Raw genomic sequence first — 475 nt, 5'->3', positions numbered from 1 at the left:
GCGTAAGGCGTCGCAGCAGACGATCGAGGGCCTTGCCGCCGTGCTGCCCGAGCTGCTCGGCGGCTCGGCCGACCTGACGGGCTCGAACCTCACGAACTGGAAGGCGTCGAAGGCGGTGCGCGCGAATGCGCACGGTGCGGGCATCCAGTGGGGCAACCACATCAACTACGGCGTGCGCGAATTCGGCATGAGCGCCGCGATCAACGGCCTCGTGCTGCACGGCGGCTACAAGCCGTTCGGCGGCACGTTCCTCACGTTCTCCGACTACAGCCGCAACGCGCTGCGCGTCGCCGCGCTGATGAAGGTGCCGTCGATCTTCGTGTTCACGCACGATTCGATCGGCCTCGGCGAAGACGGGCCGACGCACCAGTCGGTCGAGCACGTCGCGAGCCTGCGGCTGATTCCGAACCTCGACGTCTGGCGCCCGGCCGACACGGTCGAGACGGCGGTCGCGTGGACCCACGCGGTCTCGCAC

1 pseudogene is annotated in these 475 nt (G+C 68.8%); it reads left to right on the top strand.

The features are described 5' to 3' along the window. Positions 1 to 475: pseudogene (locus tag J5M58_RS26635) on the top strand (transketolase); the annotation flags it as partial.

This window comes from Pseudomonas sp. 32_A (assembly GCF_017490905.1).
Lineage (GTDB): Bacteria > Pseudomonadota > Gammaproteobacteria > Pseudomonadales > Pseudomonadaceae > Aquipseudomonas > Aquipseudomonas inefficax.
The sequence above is the reverse complement of the archived record's forward strand: the minus strand, read 5'-3'. Positions and strand labels throughout refer to the sequence as shown.